The organism is Microbacterium sp. Leaf351, assembly GCF_001423825.1.
GTDB lineage: Bacteria > Actinomycetota > Actinomycetes > Actinomycetales > Microbacteriaceae > Microbacterium > Microbacterium ginsengisoli.
The window spans coordinates 139,979-142,904 of record NZ_LMPK01000035.1 but is presented as its reverse complement, the minus strand read 5'-3'; the positions used below and the strand labels follow the sequence as shown (position 1 = coordinate 142,904).

General features: G+C 72.7%; 2 protein-coding genes. One reads left to right on the top strand and one right to left on the bottom strand.

From position 1 onward, the window contains the following. Positions 1-2,151: bifunctional proline dehydrogenase/L-glutamate gamma-semialdehyde dehydrogenase (locus tag ASG00_RS18335; RefSeq protein WP_235559537.1), on the bottom strand; the 2,151-nt coding region annotated here is incomplete at its 3' end. Between the two features lie 129 nt (positions 2,152-2,280). Between ASG00_RS18335 and ASG00_RS11795 the strand changes: the two genes are divergently transcribed. Continuing rightward, positions 2,281-2,926: LysR family transcriptional regulator (locus ASG00_RS11795; protein ID WP_235559536.1), on the top strand; the 646-nt coding region annotated here is incomplete at its 3' end.

Sequence of the window (2,926 nt, the reverse complement as noted above, 5' to 3'; positions counted from 1 at the left end):
GACGAGGCCGTCGGGGAGGCCGATGGTCGCCAGCGCCTCGACGATGACGGCAGCACAGCGCCGCGCCTGAGGGGCGGGCTTGAAGATGACGCCGGACCCGGCGGCGAGCGCGGCGAGCACGCCGCCCGCCGGGATCGCGAGCGGGAAGTTCCACGGCGGGGCGACGACGGTGAGACCGACCGGCTCGAACACCGCACCGGGCACGGCGTCGAGCTCACGGGCGGTGGCGGCGTAGTAGTTCGCGAAGTCGACCGCCTCGCTGACCTCCACGTCGGCCTCGGCGAACACCTTCCCGGTCTCGTCCGCGGCGACTTCGATGAGCTCGGCGCGACGGGCCTCGAGGGCGCGCGCGGCCTGCTGCAGTACGACCGCGCGGTCGGCGGCGGGCACCGAACCCCAGGCGATGCCCGCCTTCCGGGCGCGGGCGATCGCATCCTCGAGGCGTGCGCGGTCGTCGATCCGCGCGGCGCGCAGGGTCACGTCGCCGACGTGCGAGACGCCGATGCGCGCGAAGATCTGCCGCGCCCAGTCGCGGTTCTGCGGCAGCGCGGGGTCGGTGTCGGCCGCGTTACGGAACCCGGGGGCGCCGACCGCATGCTCGCCGCTCTCCTTGAGCGAGAACACCGCGGTCTCGACCAGGTCGGCTCCGCCGAAGCCGCGCACGTCCTCGGCGCCGTCGTGGGCGATGCCCAGCACCGCCTGGGTGAGACCGGCGGAGCCGAGCGGCGGAGCGGGTTCGCGAAGGATCGACGGGTCACCGGATGCGGGCGCGTCGCCGCGCTGCTGGGTGCGCGCGGCACCGGTGCGCAGCGAGGCATCCGACGACCTCTCGAGCGCGGCGAGGAACCTGTCGCGCTCGCGCACCCAGAGGCTCTCGTCGTCGGCGAGCTCGAACGCGGCGGAGAGGAAGTTCTCGCTCGACGCGTTCTCTTCGAGGCGGCGCACGAGGTAGCTGATGGCGACGTCGAACTCGTCGGGGCGCACGACCGGCACGTACAGCAGCACATGACCGACCTCGCGGGTGACCGCCTGCACCTGGCCCTGCGCCATGCCGAGCAGCATCTCGATCTCGATCGCGTCGCGCACGCCGCGTTCGCCGGCGAGCAGCCATGCGTAGGCGACGTCGAAGAGGTTGTGCCCGGCGACACCGAGGCGCACCGCGTCGGCGTGTGCGGGGGTGAGCGCCCAGTCGAGGCAGCGCAGGTAGTTCGCGTCGGTGTCGAGCTTCGTCTCGTAGGGCGCCTGCGGCCAACCGTGCAGCACGGCGTCGACCTTCTCCATGGCCAGGTTCGCGCCCTTCACGAGCCGCACCTTGATGCGCGCGCCACCCGCGGCGACCCGCTCTCCCGCCCACGCGGTCAGCTGCTGCAGCGCGGGCAGCGCGTCGGGCAGGTAGGCCTGCAGCACGATGCCCGCCTCGAGTCCGGCAAGACGTGGATCCTCGAGGATGCGGGTGAACACCGCGATCGTGAGGTCGAGGTCGCGGTACTCCTCCATGTCGAGGTTGATGAACGTGCCGTCGGTGGCGGCGCTGACGTAGAGGGGCAGGAGGCGTTCGACGACGAGGTCGACGGTCTCGTCGAATGCCCACATCGAGATGTGGCTGGCGATCGCGGAGACCTTCACCGACACATAGTCGACGTCGGGGCGGCGGATCAGCTCGTGGATGCCCTCGAGTCGCCGCAGCGCCTCGTGCTCGCCGAGCACGGCCTCACCGAGCAGGTTGAGGTTGAGGCGGGCGCCGTCGGCGCGGAGGGCCGCGAGGGCGGGGCCGAGCTTCTCGGCGCGCGCGTCGACGATGAGGTGGCCGACCATGTCGCGCAGCACGCGCCGCGCGATCGGCACGACGGCAGCGGGCGCCACGGGGGCGAGGGCGCCGCCCGTGCGCACCGCGCTGCGGAGGTACCAGGGCAGGAAGTCGGGCACCAGGGGGGCGATTCGCGACAGATGGGATGCCGCGGCCGCCAGGCTCTCGGGACGCATGACGCCGTCGACGAAGCCGATCGTGAAGGGCAGTCCGTTCGGGTCCCGCAGCACTCCGGCGAGGCGTTCCGCCGCCGGATCGACGTCGGCCGCCGCCGCTTCCCGCACCCACCGGTGCGCGAGCTCGACCGCCTGCCCGCTCAGTTCCGTCCCGACCGCATCCGTCATCTGCCGCACCACGCTTCCGTCCCTTCCACCCTGCCACTCGTGACCCGTGATCCCAGGGTGGCGGCACGCATCCTTCGAGAAAAGCGACTGTTTATGATCAATACACATCGGTCCTATCGAATGGATGCCATGTTCGAACTCCGGCGCCTGCGCATGCTGCACGAGTTCGCGTTGCGCGGCACCCTCGCCGCCGTGGCAGATGCGCTGTCGTACAGCCCGTCGACGATCTCGCAGCAGCTCGACCAGCTTGAGAAGGATGCCGCGGTGCCCCTGTTCGTCGCCGACGGCCGGCGCCTCCGCCTCACCGAGCACGGCGAGCTGCTCGCGGCGTACGCCGAACGAGCCCTCGACGAAGACGAACGCGTGCGCGGCGAACTGGAGGCGCTGCGTCCGGGCGCGGCGCCCGTGCGGGTGGCACTCATGCAGACGGCGGCCCTCGCCCTGCTGCCCGACGCCCTCGCGCTCCTCGCTGCGCGCGAGCCCGACCTGCGCCTCGAGGCGGCCGCCGTGCCGCCCGAGGAGGGCTTGTTCGAGCTGTCCGCCCGACGCTTCGACCTCGTCGTGGCCGAGCAGTACCCCGGTCACACCCGCGCCCACCGCGACGGGCTGACCCGTCGCATCCTCGGTCGCGACCCGATCCGTCTCGCCGTCCCGCGCGGCGACCGGGCACGGGGACTGCGCGACCTCGCCGACCGGCCGTGGGTGCTGGAGCCGGAGGGCACCGCCGCGCGGCAGTGGGCGGTGCAGCAGTGTCGGGCGGCGGGCTTCGAACCGG